General features: G+C 67.1%; 21 protein-coding genes and 1 tRNA gene. 10 read left to right on the top strand and 12 right to left on the bottom strand.

Features of this window, described 5'->3' with window-relative positions; genetic code table 11:
• Positions 1-14 precede the first annotated feature (14 nt).
• Positions 15-836: an acyl-CoA synthetase family protein gene (locus TX76_RS14795; protein ID WP_049903487.1), complete on the top strand. Its 822-nt coding sequence runs from the start codon at positions 15-17 to the stop codon at positions 834-836.
• Between the two features lie 24 nt (positions 837-860).
• On the opposite strand, the gene TX76_RS14790 is transcribed toward TX76_RS14795, so the two are convergent.
• Together TX76_RS14790 and TX76_RS14785 are read right to left on the bottom strand one after the other, a co-directional pair.
• Positions 861-2198 (bottom strand): polysaccharide deacetylase family protein, encoded by a 1338-nt coding sequence (locus TX76_RS14790; RefSeq protein WP_049903485.1) that lies wholly within the window; start codon positions 2196-2198, stop codon positions 861-863.
• A 119-nt stretch (positions 2199-2317) separates the two neighbouring features.
• Positions 2318-2872, bottom strand: a complete 555-nt coding sequence (locus TX76_RS14785) for an NUDIX domain-containing protein (RefSeq protein WP_049903513.1) — start codon at positions 2870-2872, stop codon at positions 2318-2320.
• 192 nt (positions 2873-3064) lie between these two features.
• Between TX76_RS14785 and TX76_RS14780 the strand changes: the two genes are divergently transcribed.
• Genes TX76_RS14780 through psmA form a run of 6 tightly spaced genes read left to right on the top strand, consistent with a single transcriptional unit; the run spans position 3065 to position 6349 of the window.
• A complete protein-coding gene (locus TX76_RS14780; protein ID WP_049903483.1) occupies positions 3065-3247 on the top strand; it encodes a hypothetical protein in 183 nt (60 codons plus the stop codon).
• A 45-nt stretch (positions 3248-3292) separates the two neighbouring features.
• Positions 3293-3718: an RNA-binding protein gene (locus TX76_RS14775; RefSeq protein WP_049903481.1), complete on the top strand. Its 426-nt coding sequence runs from the start codon at positions 3293-3295 to the stop codon at positions 3716-3718.
• Positions 3719-4447 carry an RNase P subunit p30 family protein gene (locus TX76_RS14770; protein WP_049903479.1) on the top strand — a complete coding sequence of 243 codons (729 nt, stop codon included), beginning with the start codon at positions 3719-3721 and terminating at the stop codon, positions 4445-4447. It begins immediately after the preceding gene.
• Positions 4431-5117: a class I SAM-dependent methyltransferase gene (locus TX76_RS14765; RefSeq protein ID WP_049903478.1), complete on the top strand. Its 687-nt coding sequence runs from the start codon at positions 4431-4433 to the stop codon at positions 5115-5117. The genes TX76_RS14770 and TX76_RS14765 overlap by 17 nt, the downstream gene beginning before the upstream one ends.
• Complete coding sequence (locus TX76_RS14760; protein WP_049903476.1) at positions 5114-5590, top strand: Rpp14/Pop5 family protein; 477 nt, start codon at positions 5114-5116, stop codon at positions 5588-5590. The genes TX76_RS14765 and TX76_RS14760 overlap by 4 nt, the downstream gene beginning before the upstream one ends.
• A gap of 3 nt (positions 5591-5593) precedes the next feature.
• Positions 5594-6349, top strand: a complete 756-nt coding sequence (gene psmA, locus TX76_RS14755; RefSeq protein WP_049903475.1) for an archaeal proteasome endopeptidase complex subunit alpha — start codon at positions 5594-5596, stop codon at positions 6347-6349.
• A gap of 232 nt (positions 6350-6581) precedes the next feature.
• Here psmA and TX76_RS14750 read toward each other — a convergent pair whose 3' ends face one another.
• The 7 genes from TX76_RS14750 to TX76_RS14730 form a co-directional block, all read right to left on the bottom strand.
• A complete protein-coding gene (locus tag TX76_RS14750; RefSeq protein ID WP_049903472.1) occupies positions 6582-7208 on the bottom strand; it encodes a uracil-DNA glycosylase family protein in 627 nt (208 codons plus the stop codon).
• A 95-nt stretch (positions 7209-7303) separates the two neighbouring features.
• On the bottom strand, positions 7304-8944 hold the full coding sequence (locus TX76_RS14745; RefSeq protein WP_228842396.1) for a hypothetical protein: 1641 nt from the start codon (positions 8942-8944) through the stop codon (positions 7304-7306).
• A gap of 219 nt (positions 8945-9163) precedes the next feature.
• The gene (locus TX76_RS14740) at positions 9164-9724 is read right to left on the bottom strand and encodes a DUF420 domain-containing protein (protein WP_049903470.1); all 561 of its coding nucleotides are present in this window, start codon (positions 9722-9724) and stop codon (positions 9164-9166) included.
• 30 nt (positions 9725-9754) lie between these two features.
• A complete protein-coding gene (gene dinB / locus TX76_RS14735) occupies positions 9755-11116 on the bottom strand; it encodes a DNA polymerase IV (protein WP_049903469.1) in 1362 nt (453 codons plus the stop codon).
• 600 nt (positions 11117-11716) lie between these two features.
• A tRNA-Trp gene (locus tag TX76_RS17730) sits at positions 11717-11895 on the bottom strand.
• 76 nt (positions 11896-11971) lie between these two features.
• Positions 11972-12184: a hypothetical protein gene (locus tag TX76_RS17725; RefSeq protein WP_154019098.1), complete on the bottom strand. Its 213-nt coding sequence runs from the start codon at positions 12182-12184 to the stop codon at positions 11972-11974.
• A gap of 40 nt (positions 12185-12224) precedes the next feature.
• The gene (locus tag TX76_RS14730) at positions 12225-12611 is read right to left on the bottom strand and encodes a hypothetical protein (protein ID WP_049903468.1); all 387 of its coding nucleotides are present in this window, start codon (positions 12609-12611) and stop codon (positions 12225-12227) included.
• 129 nt (positions 12612-12740) lie between these two features.
• Between TX76_RS14730 and TX76_RS14725 the strand changes: the two genes are divergently transcribed.
• The gene (locus tag TX76_RS14725; RefSeq protein ID WP_049903466.1) at positions 12741-13169 is read left to right on the top strand and encodes a GNAT family N-acetyltransferase; all 429 of its coding nucleotides are present in this window, start codon (positions 12741-12743) and stop codon (positions 13167-13169) included.
• A 34-nt stretch (positions 13170-13203) separates the two neighbouring features.
• Here the strand turns inward: TX76_RS14725 and TX76_RS14720 are convergent, their stop codons facing one another.
• Genes TX76_RS14720 through TX76_RS14710 form a run of 3 tightly spaced genes read right to left on the bottom strand, consistent with a single transcriptional unit; the run spans position 13204 to position 14629 of the window.
• Positions 13204-13437, bottom strand: a complete 234-nt coding sequence (locus tag TX76_RS14720) for a DUF5795 family protein (RefSeq protein ID WP_049903463.1) — start codon at positions 13435-13437, stop codon at positions 13204-13206.
• Positions 13438-13469: 32 nt separating this feature from the next.
• Positions 13470-14420, bottom strand: coding sequence for a DUF5794 domain-containing protein (locus TX76_RS14715; RefSeq protein WP_049903460.1), 951 nt, complete (start codon positions 14418-14420; stop codon positions 13470-13472).
• On the bottom strand, positions 14417-14629 hold the full coding sequence (locus TX76_RS14710; protein WP_049903458.1) for a hypothetical protein: 213 nt from the start codon (positions 14627-14629) through the stop codon (positions 14417-14419). The genes TX76_RS14715 and TX76_RS14710 overlap by 4 nt, the downstream gene beginning before the upstream one ends.
• 151 nt (positions 14630-14780) lie before the next feature.
• Here TX76_RS14710 and guaB point away from each other — a divergent pair, with 151 nt between their 5' ends.
• Both guaB and TX76_RS17720 read left to right on the top strand, forming a co-directional pair.
• Positions 14781-16265, top strand: a complete 1485-nt coding sequence (gene guaB / locus TX76_RS14705) for an IMP dehydrogenase (RefSeq protein ID WP_049903457.1) — start codon at positions 14781-14783, stop codon at positions 16263-16265.
• 492 nt (positions 16266-16757) lie between these two features.
• Positions 16758-17246, top strand: coding sequence for a hypothetical protein (locus TX76_RS17720; RefSeq protein WP_154019097.1), 489 nt, complete (start codon positions 16758-16760; stop codon positions 17244-17246).
• Positions 17247-17385: the final 139 nt, after the last annotated feature.

Raw genomic sequence — 17385 nt, 5'->3', positions numbered from 1 at the left:
CTCCCATCGTGGGTATGTACGGGGTCGTGACGCGCAACGCCGAGGAGCTCGACTGGCCGGCGTTCGGCCGGCGGTGCTACGAGGTGAAGTCGGTGAGCGGCCAGGCGCGCGAGCCGGTCGCCGCGGCGACGAGCATGATCGCGTGTCACGCCGACACCGCGGCCGCCGAGGCGAGCCCGGAGCTCGTCCCCGTGAACGAGGACGGCGAACTCGCCACCCGCGAGCGCCGGTACTTCGACTGGGGGTACGTCTGTCCGACCCATCCCGACTACCGCGCGGGCCTGCTCGAAACCATCGCCGACGCCGCCGACACGAGCGGTGACGTCCGGCTCGACGACGTCGGCTTCCCCCGAGCCGAATACTGTTTCTGCGATCGCTGCGTCGAGGAGTTCGAATCGAGCGAGTTCGACGACCGCTTCGCGTGGCGCGCGACGGTCGTCACCGAGTTCGTGGGCGAGGCCGCCGACCGCGTGGACGGAGCGCTCTCGCTCACCCTCCATCCCGATCCCTACCCAGGCCACCTCCACGAGCGCTCGGGGATCGACCTCGCCTCGCTCGCCGAACACGTCGACGAGTTCGTGGTGCCGCTGTACGATACGGCCTACGGCACGACCTACTGGCTCGAATCGCTCGCGAGCGGCTTTCGCGACGTGCTCGACGCGCCGCTCGCGATCGAGCTCTACGCGGTCGACGTCGAGATCGACGATCTGGTTCACGCCGCCGAGGTCGCGAACGCCTACGCGGACGACGTGCTGTTCGGCTACGACGCGAGCAACGCCCAGGCCGCGATCCGGCGGCTGGACGCCGAGGCGCGCGAGGGCGAATCCTACGGATGAACGGTTCGGCCGGAGCGATCCCGGTCAGTACGGCTGTGCGTCGGCCAGCTTCGAGGGAAGGGTCACGTCGACGTCGGCGCGGTCGATGTACCGGAGCTGCTCACGGAGGCCGTCGGCCGAGAGGCGATGCTCCCCGATGGTGTGGTACATCACGGTGGCGACCGTCCCGAAGCGCGCGGCCGCGTCGACGGCCTGGCGGACGGCCGCCGGATCGTCGCCGTTCACCCGCGGCACCCAGCCCGGTTCGGTGATCGCCCACGGGGCCGGCGAGGCACCGCCGCCGAAGGCGAGCCGGTGGTACTCGCCGACGAGGTCGAGCGTCCGTTCGTCGAACGCACCGAACGGCCAGATCAGCGTCTCGCCCCGGCCCGCGAAGCCCTCCTCCACGAACCACCGCTTCGAGCGCTCGATGGCGTCGCGCTGGCGCGACTTCGACAGCGTCGGCAACGGCGTGTCGCGGCGCTGGGGGTGTGAGGCCATCTCCCAGCCGTCGGCCACCATCCCGTGAAGCTCCCGAGCGGAGATCCGGTCGTCCTCCTCCACCAACCACGGCACCACGCCGACGACGCCGGGGTAGCCGAACTCGTCCAGGATCGGTTTCGCGACGTCCAGTTGGGTGTGGTGGCCGTCGTCGAACGTCAGGATCACCGCACCACGTCGGCGGGGCGACTCACGGACCCGGAGCCCGCCGACACCGAGCTCGATCGGTTTCCCCGCGCCGGTGAACGACTCGATCGACAGCCCCTCGACGGCGGTCGGATCGGGCGAGCCGATGGTCCGTCCCGGTGCGACGTCGAGGCGGACCGTTCCCGCCCGGCGTTGGAGATACCGCTGCATGTACAGCTGGTTGTCCTCGTCCGGGGCGAACGCCCGGAGCTGGACGATCTCCTCGGCGGGCCGATCGAGGCTGACGCCCACCGACAGCGCCAGCGTGGTCAGGTCGAGCGGCTCCGCGAACGTCGTGCTCATCCCCGGTCGCGTCGCGCTCGCCGGCGAGACGAGGCGCTTTGCGGTCTCCCCGCCGACGTCCTGCCAGCCGGCGGTGGTTCCACCGGTCGCCGTCCACTCCTCACGGCGGGTGATGGTGGACAGTGGCCTGCCGGTCGCGTGAGCCCGTGTCCGGACGTCGTTCGGATACGCGAGGTCCGTCGTGTCGTCGCGTACCTCGGACGGTGATGCCCCGACTCGGGACGACGGAGCCGATCCGTTCGTTCGGGACGACGGACCTGCTCCGTCCGACTCGGGTCGCTCGTCACCGCGCTCACGCGTCGAATCGACGAGCGTCACGCCGAACATCGCCCCGAGCGACGCCGAGAGCGACCCGAACACGGTGAGCGCGTCGCGCCGGCGGAGCTCTCTCATTCGGTCCGATCCTCGTCTGATTTTGATATATGTCTTGTGTTCCAACAACGATCGACGGTCGAAGGAGTATTCGGTCGATCGAGCACACCGTCGTCACGATCCGCGATCGGTGGCGTTCCTCACAGCGCCCGCTCGCGCCACGCGATCAGGTCCTCGCGGTCGCGGGTGTCGTCGGGGAGGTCGGTGAACCACTCGGCGGCCGAGATCTCACCGTCGGGATCGCACACCGTGGTCGTGGTGGTCTCGGCCGCGGCGGCGAAGATCGGGAGCACGCCCCACGTCGCGTGGTCGTCACACCGGAGCTCGACCCGCGTGGCGATGGCGAGGCCGTCGTAGCGCGCGTCGATCCCGGCCTCCTCGGCGAGTTCGCGCTCGGCGGCCGTCCGGAACCCCTCGTCGCCGTCGGCCTCACCACCGGGAAGCACCCACAGCCCGACGCCGTCGTGACGACACAGCAGGAGGTCGCCCGACGAACGATAGACGATGGTGTGGGCCCCGTACGGCGCGCCGTTCTCGCGGATCCGCTCGGCGAGCGTGCGAAATCGTCGTCGCGACACCCGGCGATGGTGGGTGGTCTCCAGCACCGGATCGCGCTCGTCGAGGAGGTCGTGGTAGGCCCGTTCCGCGCGCTGGTCGGCCTCGTCGGCGAGATACCAGAGGTCGTCGAAGGTCATCGTCCGCCGTCGGAGCGACGCGGTGCGTGCCGCTGGCCGCGACGGTTCGGCGACGCCAGCGACGGGGCCGACGAGCAGCGTGAGAGCGAAATCATGGGCCGGGTTCGTCGGCCTCTGACATAAGCGTTCAGCCGGCGACGCCACCCCGACCGAATCCACGCCGCTTTTATCCGACCGAGCGGTAGCGGAGCCATGAGCTTCGAGGAAGACGACAGCGTTCTCCTTCACGACGAGCACAGCGAGTACGACGGCGAGACCGGCACCGTCACGCAGGTGATGGAGACGATGTTCGGCGACGCGACCTACACCGTGAACTTCGAGGACGGCCAGGAGTCGGGCGTCCCCGAGGACTCGCTCGAACCCGCCGAGGACTGAGGACACCGAGCGGCATTCGTTTTACCACACCACCGTACTGCCCCCATGGCCGAAACCCCCTTCCACTACATCGATCTCCGTGCGTTTTGCTACGCCACCGAGGACGAGGCCCGCGTCGAGCGCGCGCTTCGAACCCTCCTGCCCGAGGAGTTCGATATCGACCGGGCCACGAACGAGGGGTTCCACGGCGACCGGATCGTGGTGCTCTCCGCACGGGTCGAGAACGCCGACGACGTCCGCCACGTGCTCGATCGGCTCGCGGACCTCGACCTCGATCGGGTCCGCGAGGAGCTCGACGACCGGGTGAACGACAACTGCGCGCTGTTCATGCGCCTCGACAAGCAGGCGGCCTACGGCGGACGGATCGAGCGGGGCGAGGGGCTCGAACTCCGCGGGAAGATCGAGGCGTACCCAGCAAAGAAGGCGGCGGCGGTCGAAAACGCCGCCGACGCGCTCGAATCGCGGTCGTAGATGGCCGATTACTACGAGGCAGTCCGGGCGTATCCTGACGGCGAGAGCACCGCCGCACGGTTCGCCCTGACCGCGGTGGAGTACGGGTTCGACGGGGTCGTGGTGCGGAACACGCCCGAAACGGAGATGGTCGACGGACCAGACCGCGATGGGCCAGATGGGGAGGAGATCGCTGCGGAGTACGGCGTCGACGTCGTGGATGGGATCGAGATCGACACGGACGACGCCTCGGCGGCGAGCGCGCGCATCAAGGACTGTCGCGGGGAGCGCACCATGATTCTCGTCCGTGGATCGAGCGCGCTGAACCGCTTCGCGTGCGAGGAGCCCCGCGTCGACGTGCTCGCGCGGCCGATGGCCGACGGCGACGTGAACCACGTCCTCGCGCGTGCGGCCGCGCGGAACGGCGTGCGCTTCGAGTTCGATTTCGGGCGCGTGCTCCGGTTGAGCGGCGGCCGGCGGGTCCAGGCGCTCGCCGATCTCAGGAAGCTCCGCGAGATCGCCTTCCAGTACGACGCTCCCTACGTGGTAAGCGCGAGCCCCGAGAGCCACCTCCAGCTCCGCGCGCCGCGCGAACTCCTCGCGGTCGGCGAGACGATCGGGTTCGACCGCGAGGACGTCGAGCGGGGGCTCGCGGAGTGGGGTCGACTCGCCGCGCGCAATCGTGAGCGCCTAAGCGAGTCGTTCATTGAGCCAGGCGTCCGTAGAGGGAAGTATGAAGAAGACGATTGAGGAGCACGCGGCACGGTTCGACGACCACGCCGCGGCGTACGACGAGAGCCAGGACAGCGAGGAGTACCGAGCGGCGGCCTCGCTCGTCGTGAAACACGCAAGCCCCGAGCCCGACGACACCGTGCTCGATCTCGGCACGGGGACGGGAGCCATCGCGCTCGCGCTCGCTCCCGACGCAGAGCGGGTTCTCGGTCGAGACATCTCGACCGAGATGATGGCGGAAGCACGGCGGAAGGCCGACGAGGTCGGGATCGACAATCTCGCGCTCGCCGAGGGCACGTTCCGGGAGCCCGCCGTCGACGAACCCGTCGACGTCGTGGTCTCGAACTTCGCGATGCACCACCTGAGCGACGACGAGAAGCGCGAGGCGATCGAGGCGATCGCCGGACTCGGTCCCCGCAAGTTCGTACTCGGTGACGTGATGCTCTTCGGCGAGGCCGACACCGACGCGCCCTTCTACAGCCCCGAAGTCGACGATCCAGCGACCGTGGGCGTGCTCGCGGACGCGCTGACCGACGCCGGGTTCTCGCTCACCGCCGTCGAGCACGTCCACGACCAGGTCGGCGTCCTCGTGGCCGAACGCACCGCAATGACCGACGGTCCCGAGACGGCGACGGACGAGGGCGCGACGCGAGGGTTCGGGCTGGACGAGACGGACGCGGAGGAATGAAACACCTCCCGAAGCATCTCCGGCCGCGCTGGCGCTATCTCGCGGTCGGGATCGAGGCGTGGCCCGACGCCGATTGCGGGAGCCACGCGTTCCAGCGCGCGTGCTGGTACGCCGCCCAGAACCTGCTCGGCGATCCAGGGGCCGCGGACGTCGATCTCCGGGTGCTCGACTTTTCGTTTGCGGCGGGAACCGGAACCGCGATCGTGCGCGTGCGGCGCGGGGAGGTCGAGCGAGCGCGTGCCGCGATCGCGTGCGTCGACGAAGTGTCGGGGTCGCCGGTCGGACTGTGGGTGCTCGGGGTAAGCGGGACGGTTCGTGCCTGTGAAGAAAGGTATATAGGTCGCGCGTCCCGAGAAACGGCCGAGAGAAACGTCGCGTTCGCGGACTCACAGCGGCCCGCACTCGTGCGGGACGGGCGATTCGACGTTCACAGGGAACCCGGGTTCGTGGGGGCGACGTCGCTCGATATCTGAACTATGCAGGGACAATCCCAACAGCAGGCCTACGATCGCGGGGTCTCGATCTGGTCGCCGGACGGACGGCTCTATCAGGTGGAGTACGCCCGCGAGGCGGTCAAACGCGGTACTGCAAGCCTCGGCATCCGGACCGACGGCGGCGTGGTGTTCGCCGTCGACAAGCGCTACCAGTCGCCGCTGATGGAGCGCTCCAGCGTCGAGAAGATCCACAAGGCCGACGACCACGTCGGGATCGCCAGCGCGGGCCACGTCGCCGACGCCCGCCAGCTCATCGACTACGCCCGCCGTCAGGCCCAGGTCAACCAGCTCCGGTACGGCGAGCCGATCGGCGTTGAGACGCTCACCAAGGACGTCACCGACCACATCCAGCAGTACACCCAGGTCGGCGGCGCGCGCCCGTTCGGCGTCGCCTTGATCATCGGCGGCGTCGAGGACGGCGAGCCACGCCTCTACGAGACCGACCCGTCGGGCACCGCCAGCGAGTGGCAGGCGCTCGCGGTCGGATCGGGCCGCGCGGAGATGCTCGATCACCTCGAAGAGCAGTACCGCGCCGAGATGGATCTCGACGGCGGGATCGGGCTCGCGCTCGAAACCCTCGCGACCGCCACCGAGGACCCGCTCGACGCCGCGGAGCTCGGCGTCGCCACCATCGACGTCGAGACCGAGCGGTTCGTCCAGCTCGACGACGACGAGATCGAGTCGTATCTCGACGAGCACGATCTGCCAGAGGACACCGACGACACCGACGAGGAGTAGCCACCCCGCGTCCCGGTTCCCTTCTGCCGGACTCCGTCAGAACTGTTTTGGCCCGTGAACGGCTCGTAGCCATCGATCGTACGCCGAGCGGTGCGGCCGTCGGACTCGATGTCGGCTTCGGTATCGATTACGGCGATCGCCTGGTTCCACCGCTGCAGCCGTCGGTTTCGGCTCGTCGCCTGGTTCCGTCAGCGCGGTTAGTGGCGGTACCGATCGGTAGTGTCGAGTGTCGTCACCGGACGAGATACGGATCGTCGCCGGGGATGAACCGACCGAGATCGGTTTCGCGCCGGTAGTCGGTCGCGAGGAGGGTTTCGAGCGCGCGGGTCAGCCGGTCGGCGTCGTCGTCGGTCCACTCGGCGGGTTCGGCGACCGGCAGCACGAGCCAGCCGCCCCCGCGGAGTTCGGTGGCGTGGAGGTCGTCCATGTCGAGGTCGTCGGTCGCCGGCCTCGCGGTGTAGTTCGCGAGGACGTACCTGGTCGCGCGCTCGCCGACCGGCAGGAGGACGTGGGCGCTGATCGCGCGGAGTTCGGCGTCGAGAAAGCGCTCGCAGTCGGCGTACGACGCCGGTGTGGGCTGGTCGGCGACACAGGTATGAAGATACGAGAAGAAGACGGCCTCGGTCGTCGGCGCGTCGGCGGCGGGTTCGTCGAGCAGGCCGACCGCGTGGAGCACGTTCTGGAGGCGACGGCCGGCCGCGTTCGTGAAGGGCACGCCCGTCTCGCGGCCCCCGTGGACGCCCGGGTGGTCGCCGATAGCGTGGAAGTCGGCGTTGGCGTCGCCGTAGCCGGGGACGAACTCCTCGCACGGCGGGCGCATCCCGAAGGGGTTGCTCGTCCGGTCGGTGACGTTCTTCACGGTCGGCGTCCGCGGCCCCCATCAAAAGGTGACTCGGTTCGTGGCGGGCGGCCGATCGTTTCGGTCGCCGGTGTGAGTGGCACGGCGACCACGCGTCACAGCGTGTAGCCGTCGATCGTCCGTGCGGCGTACCGGGAGGCGATCCAGCCGGCGACGCCCAGCAGCAGTCCGGTGAGGAGCGGCCCCGCAGCCATCACCGCCGCACGCGAGACCCCGAACGCCGTCGCGAGCCCCGACGCGACGGATGGCGTGCCCGCGACGAGACCGGGCGTCGCGAGGACGAACAGCACGACCGAAAACACCGCGAACGCCGCGAGGCTCGGGACGACCGCCTCGCGGTTCCCGGTGACGTTCACGCTCCCGAACCGCGGGAGAGCGGCCCCCACACCGGCCGCGAGCGCCGCGCCGCCGACACAGCACGCGAGCGCGGCGACGACGAGCCCGGCGATCGAAACGGGGCCGAGCGGGCCGAGAACGCCGACGATGGCCGTCGCGACCGCCGTGGCGGGCACGCCGATCGCGGTCCCCGAGAGGAGCTTGCCCCGGACCAGCCGCGCGCCGGACGCCGACGCGGTGAGCGTCACGGGAAGCGTCGCGCCCTCGTCGCCGATCGGGTTGAGCGCGAACGCCGCACCGGTCGTCCACGCGCCGTAGATCGCGACGAGCGCGGGCAGCGTCGGCGGGATCGTCCCTGTCCGGGCGGCGTTCTGGAGCGGGACGACGAACACGAACGCGGGGTAGAGCACGTAGCTGAGGGTGATCGGCGCGCGCCGCGCGCGCAGCCACGTCTTCCTCGCGACCGCGAGCGTGGGTCGCGAGACGACCCCCTCGAAGACGGACATCGGTGTGCCGTCGATCCCGCTCGCCTCCACAGCGTTGCTTTCGTCCGCGGGTCGAACGGCGTCGGCGTGCCAGTACCGATCCGCGAGCCGGATCGAGAGGCCGGTGAACGCCGGCACACCGACGAGCAGCGCGCTCGCGGCGACTCCGGCTCGAAGCGGGCTCACGCTCACCCCGGGAACGCCGAGGAGCGCGAGGTCCGCGAGCCAGCCCGTCGGCAGCCCGCCGAGCAGCGTGTAGAGGTCGAACGAACTGCCCGTGAAACTCGCGAACTGTGGGAAGAAGACGACGCCCATGTAGACGAGGAAGGCGAGTGCGCCGAAGGCGGTCTTGTGGCTCGCGAGGAATCGTGAACGCGCGAACCCGAGTTTCGCGGCCATCCCGAGCGCGAAACCGGCGGCGACACCCAACACGACGACTCCCACCACCGTCGTGGAGAGCATCACCGCGCTGAGCGGGGAGCGCGCGCCGAGCGCGAATCCGAGCACGACACCGGTGACGGGAACGCCACCGACGACGGCCAACCACCCACATTCGGCGAGGAGCTTCCCGGTGGCGGCGTCGCGGGTGGGAATCGTGGTCAGCAGTCCCGCCGACTCGTCGAGATCGCCGGTCTGCTGGAGCGTCCGGTAACCGGTGAAGAAGACGGCGAGCAGGACGAAGAAGGTCGTAATCCCACGGAGCAGTCGGAACGGAAGCGTCACGCCACCCCCGCGGAGCGCGCGTCCGAGGAAGTACGCCCCGAACGGCGCGGCGACGACGATCAGCGCCGGAAACACCATCGCGAGCGCGAGCAGCACGAGCCGGCCAGGATTCGAGCGGAGCTTGCGCCACGACCGCCGCATCTCGATGCGTGCGACCAGGCCTGCGTTGCGAACCGAGGGGAGCGTCGTCACGACCGCGCCTCCGCCAGGCGGTGATGGCTCCTGAGCACTCGTCGTGTGGCGGGAAACGAATCGGCCATGAACGGAGTCGTGTAAGCTCCGGTAAAAAACACTTTCCAACCGGAACGACCGTCGCTCGGTGCGGGCCGCCGTCGCGGACGACGATTCGCTCGGTCCACCGCGGTGGCTGGCTGCTGGAGAACGAGGGGGAGCGGCCGTACCGAGGCGACGTCAGTAGACGACGTAGAGCATCGCGTACACCACCACGCCGAGGGCGAACGAGACCAGCCAGAGGCTCGCGGCGACGCGCCCGACACGGCGGTGGTTCGTTTGCGGGAGTTCGGCGGTCGGCCTCGTGAGCGCGAGCAGCAGGACGTAGTAGAGTAGCGGCACGCAGACGATCGCGAGCGCGATGTGGATCGCGAGGGTCGGGAGGTAGACGAACCGATAGATCGTCCCGGGACCGGGGAAGGCCGCGGGACCTTCGAGCGCCACCTTGTAGAGGTAGCACGCGAGGAAGGCGACGAACAGCACGAGCGAGGTCAGCATGAGCGCTCGATGGCGCTGCACGTCACCACGCCTGATCGCGCGCCAGGCGGTCGTGATGGTCCCGATGGCGACGAGGCTGAGGACGGCGTTCACGTGCGGGATCGCGTCGACGACTTCGGCTGGCGCACGGGGGAGCGTTCCTGCCGGCAGGGCCCCGAGAACCGCCCCGAACACGAGCGCGAGCGAGATCGCGGAGAGCAGGCCGGTCAGCGCGGGGACGTGGTCGCGAGCACGGAGCTCCATACCCGCAGTTGGCTCGTGAAACCCTTGTACCTACCCGTCCGCGTCGAACTCGCCGAGCGTTCGCTGGCCCTGGCTCGACTCAGTGCCGGTGCTTTCCTCGCCGATGTTCGATTCTTCGTTCGTCCACTCCGTCAGCTCGGTCGCACCCATCGACCCGGTCCCGTCGGTCGGATCGGTGCCGCCGTCCGCACGGCTGTCGTCCCGTTCACCGGCGGATGCGGACGCCTCCCAGCCGTCGAGGTCGGACTGTTCGCCCGCGGCGAACGCGAGGTTCGACACCCGAACGCCGAGCTTTCTGACTGCGGCCTCGTCGAACTCTTCGAGCAGGGAGAGTGCCACCTCGTGGACGAGGTCGGCGTCGGCGACGGGACCGGGCAGCGAGCGTGCGCGGGTGTTGACGTCGAACGGCGGCGTGACGACCTTGATCCCGATCGTTCGATACAGCGCGTCCTCGCGCTCGGCGCGGTCGGCGACCGCGGCCGCGAGCGTCGCCACCCGCTCGCGTTTCGCCTCGGTGTCGGCGGTCGCCTCGGTGAACGCCGACTCGCGCGAGAGGCTCTTCGGCCGGCCGACGGGCGTCACAGGCCTAGAGTCGTCGCCCCGCGCGAACGCCCGGATCTCCCGACCACGCTCGCCGAAGGCGGAGAGTGCGTCGGGGTCGGCCGCCGCGAGGTCGCCCGCGGTCTCGATCCCGGCTGCCCGGAGTTCGCGCGCGGTGACGGGCCCCACCCCGTGGACCGCCTCGACGTCGAGCGGGGCGAAAAAGTCGCGGACGTCGCCCGGTTCGACCACCACGAGCCCGTCGGGCTTGTCGTGATCGCTCGCGACCTTCGCCGCGCTCATCGTGGGCGCGACCCCGACGCTCGCGACGACGCCCACCGACTCGTGGATCCGTTCCTTGACGTGGCGAGCGTACCCCTCGGCGAGCGTCCGGCCGTCGACGTGCTGCCAGCTCGTTCGATCGGTGACGTCGAGATACGCCTCGTCGATACTCACCGCTCGAACGGTGTCGGCACAGTCGTCGAGCACGGTTCGCACCTCGTCGCTGACCGTCTCGTAGAGCTCCATGTCGACCGGGCGATATCGGCCGACCGCCTCGACCTCGTCGGGGTTCTCGACGTCCGCGGCGCGCGGGAGGCGTTCGAGCGCCGCTTCGATCCCCTGGGCGCTCTCGATTCCGTGACGACGTGCCTCGTAGCTCGCGGTGGCGACCGCGCCGTGGGACTCGCCGTCCTCGTAGCCCATCCCGACGACCACGGGCTCGCCCCGCAGCTTCGGCTCCCGGAGGCGCTCACACGCGGCGTAAAAGCAGTCCATGTCGACGTGGCAGATCACGCGCTCGGGGTCGTCGTCGGCGACGCCCGGGAGGCGCGGATCGCCACGCTCGGCCATACAGCGAGGAGGCCGGCGGTCGTCATGAGCGTTCGGACTCGCCTGGCTGTCGGCGGGCGATCGTATTGGCGACGCGATGGCCCAGTGGGACCCGTCCCCGCACCCTGTTCCTCCCGATCGGGACAAAGCTTATTACAAATAATGTCAAAGGATGACATGCGTCAGACGCTATGACCACCATATCGGACTCCCTCCGGCGGCTTCGACGTGCGTTGGGACTCGGCTACACGACCGAGGAGAGCAACACGGCGTGGGTAGAAAAGCGGTGACTGCGGTGACCGACCGGTCCGCGCCTCGTCGCCCACCGCGGGCCTGACTGTCCTCCCCCTCCCTCCACTCACGCTTTCTCGCGACGAGTGCTACGACCACGCGAGACGGCTTCGTGTCGCCTGGCGTGACTCCAAGGGCCTGTGATCGGTATTCCCGCACGGCAAGCGTCGCAGCGACGAGAAAATCGAACCGGCTGTAGTAGTGGGGTCGGAGGGATTTGAACCGCAGGCAGACGGTCGCCCTCACTCCGCTCGGGCGCTGCGACTGCCAAGGCTCAAATCCTCCTCAATCACGAATTCCGCAACTCGCGTCCGCTCGGAGCAGAAATCATGGGGTCGGAGGGATTTGAACCCCCGATCGACTGATATCTCCGGTGTGCGCCTCGGTCCTCCAGAGGGTCGTCACGGCGGGCGGTGATCAGCCACCCGCTCTGTATATCAGTCTGGAGTCTCGTCACCGGGCGCGGTGCCTCTGGAGTCAGTCGCCATGCCTGGCTTGGCCACGACCCCGCGATCACCCGTACGAAGAATCCACGTAAACCGATTTCGGTTGTTGCTCACGATCCGGCTCGCTCGTCGTTCGAGTTCACGACGCTTTTCGCAGAGAACGGAACAGGCCGACCACCACGAGCACGACGGAGAAGACGTACGACAACAGCGGGCTGTAGATCGCCCCCGACGCCGTGAACAGCCCGTCGGCACCGACCAGTCGGAACGGTACACCGGTGTAGAGGTTGTGCGCGAGTACCGCGAACCCCACCAGCGCCAGCAACGTTCCTCTTCGGGTCCGAGAGTCCACGGAAGCTACCGCTCCCCGTCCACCTCATTGCCGAACCGGCTCACGTCTGGGTGAGGCGGTAGTACGTCGTCGTTTCGCCGTCGCGTTCGAGTTCTTTCCGCGTGACGGTGTCCTCCTCGACGAGCTCGGCCAACGCTTCGTCGAGGTTGTCGCTCACGAGGTCGCTCGCGGCGACATCGCCGGCCGCGTCGAGGATCCGGTTGGGCAACAGCGACAGCTGCTCGTGGATGGTGTCGGGGTCGTCCGTCTCACCGAAATCGACGCCACGGTGGATCTCCGCTCTCGTGTAGGCCTTGTCGGCGTTTTCGCCGAGAAACGCGATGATCAGGTCCTTGTCGGTCTCGTACTCGCCGACCGGATCGGTCCCCGGTGTGTCCTCGTCGGTGTCGAACTGCTCCTCGTTCCACTCGCGTTCGGTGACCGGCATGCTTGCTACCGGATCCTCCCGAGACAAACATAAAGATGGGTTCTCCGAGGAGCCGTCACTCGCGCTCGGTCCGGTCGTCCTCGAACGAGACGCCGAGCCGTTTATCCTCCCATCCGTCGAGCGCCCCGTATGGGGTACGACATCGCCATGGAGCCACCGACGCCGCGCGAGTTCGTCCGACTCCGATCGGCGGCAGGAATGCGCGAACGATCACTCGACGCCGCGAGGGCGGGGATCGGGAACGAGTGCGCAGCGGTGACGATCCGCGCGGACGGCGATCTCGTGGGGATGGGGCGCATCGTCGGCGACGGCGCGACGGTCTTCCAGATCGTCGATATCGCCGTTGCACCGGACCACCAGGGCCGCGGTCTCGGAAGCCGCATCATGGACGAGCTCGTGTCGTGGCTCGAAGCGAACGCACGGCCGTCGGCGTTCATCAATCTGATCGCGAGCGAACCAGGGTTCTACGAAGGGTTCGACTTCGAGACCTGTGCGCCCGAACTCGTCGGGATGGACTTCACTTTGCCGACCGAATCCGAGTCATCGCACGCACAGTAGTGCCGCAAAAACGGTCGTTGACGTCTCGCTAGCGTCAGTCGTCGTCCACGTCGGTTTCTTTCCACCCGCAGTCCTGGCACTTCCGGCCGGTGACGAACTCCGTAATCGATGGCATGTAACCGACTTCGAGGACGTTCCCCCCACAGTCGGGACACTCGCGATCGGCGTCGGTGATGGGCTCTGCGTCCATCACGTCGTCGTCCTCGATGAGTTCGGCGAGCGCTTCCGGCGTGACCATCCGGCCTTCGACGACGCGATTGTCGGCCATACCTCCGTGCGGGGGGCGATGGCCCTAAACCTTTACAGCCAGGGCGCGCGGTCGGGACCCACGTCGGTGTCGGTCGTCGCGTCGGTGGTGGCGGACGCGTCGTCATCGTCGGACTCGCTTTGCTCGCCCGACGAGGCTCGCCTCGTTCCGCTCGGCTCGCCACCGTCGGCCACCGCGCCGCTCGCCTGGTCGATCTCCGACGGCTCGTTCCCGTCCGATCCATTCCGGCTCGCCGTCTCGGTGTCGTCGCCCGCCTCGCCGGGATCGAACGCGAGCAGCCCCGTGACCACGAGGACCGAGAGCGCGAGCGGTGCGTCGTCCGGAACGAACCCGAGCACCGAGAGCGCGAGCACGCCGAGGGCGACCGCGCTGCCGAACCGGAACCGATCGACGTCGACCGCGGTCCGGAGCCACGGCCCACAGACCGCGACCCCGAGCGCGAACGCCACGCCAACGCCGGCGGCGAGCGTGCCCTTCACCACCAGCGTCGGGTCGGGAACCGTGACGAGTCGTGCGCCGGCGGGATCGAGGCTGGCGAGCGCCCCGAGTCCGATGATGACCGCCGGTCGCGGGAGGTACTCGCCGACGCGTGCGCTCGCGGTCTTGGCCGCGACTGCGAGGATGACCACCGCCGCGAACCGCTCGAAGATGGCGAGATCGAGCAGGCTCGCGATCGTGGGTGCGAGCGCGGACTCGATCGCGGCGAGCGCGATCACGACGACACCGACCGCGAGCGTCGTCCGGACCTGGTCTCGCCACGTCCCGTCCATCTCGGCGAGGATCACGGCGACGGTCGCGCTGCCGCCGAACACGAGAAGTCCGACTTCCAGAATGCCCAGCGGGCCGTCGAGCGCCCCGGCGAGCACCAGCGCGGGGAAGATGCCGTCGACGAGCGGGAGCGCCATCACGGTCGCCAGCAGACGGGCCGCGCCGCCGACGCGACGCTCGAGCCCGAGTGCGACCGGGTGTTGGGAGTGGCTCACGGGGCGGGCTGGCCGTCTCCCGTGGCCGAGGGGGTGGACGGGTGGTGTGAGTCGGGATCGCTGGCAGCCATCCACGGATGCCACGCTTTGCCGACCGGAATCGTCGCCAGAGCGATAAATTTGCGCGCGAGTGTAAAGAGTGTGCGTTCCGCGAGATCGAGGTTCGACTGATCGGCGCTGCGCGCGGTGAGTGGACTGGCGACGTCCATACCGAAACGTGCCGAGAGACGGGAATAAACGTTCCGTGAGCCGTGGCCACACGACCCTGGAGAGTCGATCGCGTGCCACACCTGATCGTGAGCGATCGAACGGGACTCCCGGTCTCGCAACGCTTTTCATGCCGGGACGGTGACCGTTTACATGGTAAGCGACAGAGCGGACCCCTTCTCCGAGAAACTCCGCGTTCCGGAAGCGCTGACGTTCGACGACGTGTTGCTCCGACCGAAGGAGAGTCGCGTCGAGCCCGACGACGCCGACACGGCCACGCGCGTCTCGACGTCGGTCGAACTCACTGTTCCTGTGCTCTCGGCCGCGATGGACACCGTCACCGAGAGCGAACTCGCGATCGCGATGGCGCGCCGGGGCGGACTCGGCGTGCTCCACCGGAACATGGACGTCGAGGAAGTCGTCGCGGAGGTCGAGCGCGTCAAGCGCGCCGACGATCTCATCATCCGGGAGGTCGTGACCGCGAGTCCCGACCAGACTGTGAGAGCGGTCGACGAGATGATGGACGAGGAGGGTGTCAGTGGCGCGCCAGTCGTCGACGACGACGGCGAGGTGCTGGGGATCATCTCCGGGACCGACATCCGGCCGTACCTCGAAGTCGGCGACCGCGACGAGGTCCGCGAGGCGATGACCGACGAGGTCATCACTGCCCCCGAGGACGTCGACGCGCGCGACGCGCTCGAACTCATGTACGAGCACAAGATCGAGCGCGTGCCGATCGTCGACGCCGAGGACCGACTCGTCGGATTGGTGACGATGCAGGGGATCCTTCAGCGCCGGGAGTACGACACCGCCGCGCGCGACGCCGATGGTCGTCTGCGAGTCGGCGTCGCCGTCGGCCCCTTCGAGAAAGAGCGCGCCGCCGCGGTCGACGAGGCCGACGCCGACGTGCTGTTCATCGACTGCGCGCACGCGCACAACCGCAACGTGATCGACAGCGCGCGCGAACTCGCCGCCAGCGTCGAGGCCGATGTCGTGGTCGGGAACGTGGGAACCCGCGAGGCCGCCGAGGAGCTCGTCGAGTTCGCCGACGGGATCAAGGTCGGCATCGGCCCGGGCTCGATCTGCACCACCCGAGTCGTCACCGGTGCGGGGATGCCCCAGATCACCGCGGTCGCCCAGGTCGCGGACGTCGCCAGCCAGCACGATATTCCTGTCATCGCCGACGGCGGCATCCGGTACTCGGGCGACGCGATCAAGGCGATCGCGGCGGGTGCGGACGCCGTGATGTTGGGGTCGTACTTCGCCGGGACCGACGAGGCACCCGGTCGCGTGGTCACGATGAACGGCAAGCGCTACAAGCAGTATCGCGGGATGGGCTCGGTCGGTGCGATGCAGTCCGGCGGCGGCGATCGATACCTCAAGGAGGACAAGGAGGACGAGGACTTCGTTCCCGAGGGCGTCGAGGCCGCGACGCCGTACAAGGGCAGCGTCGAGAGCGAACTCTTTCAACTGGTCGGCGGGATGAAAAGCGGGATGGGCTACGTCGGCGCGGGAACCATCCCCGAGTTCAAGCGCCGCGCGGAGTTCGTCCGGGTCTCCTCGGCGGGCCAGACCGAGGGCCACGCCCACGACGTGGTGATTACCGACGAAGCGCCGAACTACAGTCCGGATAGCTAAACGTAGTTGATCGTTCTGTCAGAATAATCAATAGAATTGGCTCCCAATTACTGTTTTTCCGCCTTATAATTAACGAAACACACATATGATCGTAGCCTCAACAAATTCTTATGCCGCTGTGTGAGCAGTGTCGGCAAATGGTAGACATTTCAACGGAGCAGCTAGGAAAGCCGGGTAGAGAAACACCAATGTGTGATGAGTGCGGAAAAGAAATTAGGAATCAATAATGCCTTTGTGCCCAGACTGCAGAGACGACGCAGACACCGCCGAGGTGTATAAGATGTCCATAGAAATTGATATAAAGACCTGTGACGACTGTGGAGAGAAATTCAGAGACTGATGCCACTCTGCTCAGATTGTCGAGAGAAGACCGATACGGCAAGACGATTCAACTCAAAACCACCAGCAGGTCAGTTGGCAAATAAAACTTGCGATGAATGCGGTAGAGAGTTCAGAGTGAGAAGCAAGTAGTTCCCCGTAACGGTTTTCGAGATGTGGTTGAAACTAATAGCAAAATTATTGAATAATGTATGCAGGAAGCAACTCTCGTATCAGGAGGACACCAGTGAAGAAAACACTTCAGAAAATGATAAATTTAAGGATACTGTCCGGTTAGGTGACGAGGAGACAGAAAAACTCGTTTTGTCCGAAGTCCGGAGAAGATACGAATTTGAAGAAAGTCGGAGAGAGTCTGTCGAATCAAAAACAAACATCCTCATCGGAATCAATGCTCTTCTTGCCTCTCTTGTCACTGTGTTTTCATTTGCGCTGATCCCCACGTTGGTCATAATCGCGATGGTAGTGGTTTCCATCGTTCTCAGCATTTATGTGTTAAAGCCAAGAAAATATGACGTACCCGGAAAAGAAAATATTGATGACTTTATGGGGTATGTAACTTCCCAAAAAGGCGAATCTTTGATGAGGCGATTAATACGCTCGTACATCATATCAATAGAGAGAAATAAAAGAAAAGGACGATAAAAAGTTTAGGTATTTTATCGATGGGCATACCGTATTACAACTGGCGTGATTCTATTCATTTCGCTCGTTTCTATTGTGGATTCTGTCTGTTCCGGAACACTTCCCGTGAGAGTAGACATTTTCGCTCCGTTGTCACCTG

Source organism: Halococcus agarilyticus (assembly GCF_000334895.1).
Lineage (GTDB): Archaea > Halobacteriota > Halobacteria > Halobacteriales > Halococcaceae > Halococcus > Halococcus agarilyticus.
The sequence above is the reverse complement of the archived record's forward strand: the minus strand, read 5'-3'. Positions and strand labels throughout refer to the sequence as shown.

Excerpts from the sequence above, each read along its gene's own strand:
- TX76_RS14795 (WP_049903487.1), top strand. The coding sequence starts at position 15 with ATGTACGGGGTCGTGACGCGCAACGCCGAGGAGCTCGACTGGCCGGCG.
- TX76_RS14790 (WP_049903485.1), bottom strand. The coding sequence starts at position 2,198 with ATGAGAGAGCTCCGCCGGCGCGACGCGCTCACCGTGTTCGGGTCGCTC.
- TX76_RS14785 (WP_049903513.1), bottom strand. The coding sequence starts at position 2,872 with ATGACCTTCGACGACCTCTGGTATCTCGCCGACGAGGCCGACCAGCGC.
- TX76_RS14780 (WP_049903483.1), top strand. The coding sequence starts at position 3,065 with ATGAGCTTCGAGGAAGACGACAGCGTTCTCCTTCACGACGAGCACAGC.
- TX76_RS14775 (WP_049903481.1), top strand. The coding sequence starts at position 3,293 with ATGGCCGAAACCCCCTTCCACTACATCGATCTCCGTGCGTTTTGCTAC.
- TX76_RS14770 (WP_049903479.1), top strand. The coding sequence starts at position 3,719 with ATGGCCGATTACTACGAGGCAGTCCGGGCGTATCCTGACGGCGAGAGC.
- TX76_RS14765 (WP_049903478.1), top strand. The coding sequence starts at position 4,431 with ATGAAGAAGACGATTGAGGAGCACGCGGCACGGTTCGACGACCACGCC.
- TX76_RS14760 (WP_049903476.1), top strand. The coding sequence starts at position 5,114 with ATGAAACACCTCCCGAAGCATCTCCGGCCGCGCTGGCGCTATCTCGCG.
- psmA (WP_049903475.1), top strand. The coding sequence starts at position 5,594 with ATGCAGGGACAATCCCAACAGCAGGCCTACGATCGCGGGGTCTCGATC.
- TX76_RS14740 (WP_049903470.1), bottom strand. The coding sequence starts at position 9,724 with ATGGAGCTCCGTGCTCGCGACCACGTCCCCGCGCTGACCGGCCTGCTC.
- dinB (WP_049903469.1), bottom strand. The coding sequence starts at position 11,116 with ATGGCCGAGCGTGGCGATCCGCGCCTCCCGGGCGTCGCCGACGACGAC.
- TX76_RS14730 (WP_049903468.1), bottom strand. The coding sequence starts at position 12,611 with ATGCCGGTCACCGAACGCGAGTGGAACGAGGAGCAGTTCGACACCGAC.
- TX76_RS14725 (WP_049903466.1), top strand. The coding sequence starts at position 12,741 with ATGGGGTACGACATCGCCATGGAGCCACCGACGCCGCGCGAGTTCGTC.
- TX76_RS14720 (WP_049903463.1), bottom strand. The coding sequence starts at position 13,437 with ATGGCCGACAATCGCGTCGTCGAAGGCCGGATGGTCACGCCGGAAGCG.
- TX76_RS14710 (WP_049903458.1), bottom strand. The coding sequence starts at position 14,629 with ATGGACGTCGCCAGTCCACTCACCGCGCGCAGCGCCGATCAGTCGAAC.
- guaB (WP_049903457.1), top strand. The coding sequence starts at position 14,781 with ATGGTAAGCGACAGAGCGGACCCCTTCTCCGAGAAACTCCGCGTTCCG.
- TX76_RS17720 (WP_154019097.1), top strand. The coding sequence starts at position 16,758 with ATGTGGTTGAAACTAATAGCAAAATTATTGAATAATGTATGCAGGAAG.